Below are 259 nucleotides of genomic sequence, written 5' to 3'. Positions count from 1 at the left end.
ACGTTTGACTTGGAGCAGCTCAAGATTGTCTACGTTGCCCCGATGAAGGCTCTCGTACAGGAAATGGTTGGCAACTTCTCGAAGCGTCTTGAACCTTTCGGCGTCAAAGTCAGCGAACTCACTGGTGACAGTAATTTGACGAAGCAACAAATCACAGAGACGCAGGTCATTGTGACGACCCCAGAGAAATGGGACGTTATCACGAGAAAGAGTTCCTATACGAGCTACACTAACTTAGTTCGTCTCATCATCATTGACG

1 protein-coding gene is annotated in these 259 nt (G+C 47.5%); it reads left to right on the top strand.

The features are described from left to right. Positions 1-42: 42 nt before the first annotated feature. Positions 43-259: DEAD/DEAH box helicase (locus KMS84_RS40330; protein WP_256921623.1), on the top strand; the 217-nt coding region annotated here is incomplete at its 3' end.

Origin of the sequence: Streptomyces hilarionis (genome assembly GCF_024539675.1) — a bacterium.
Classification (GTDB): domain Bacteria; phylum Actinomycetota; class Actinomycetes; order Streptomycetales; family Streptomycetaceae; genus Streptomyces; species Streptomyces hilarionis.
The sequence above is the reverse complement of the archived record's forward strand: the minus strand, read 5'-3'. Positions and strand labels throughout refer to the sequence as shown.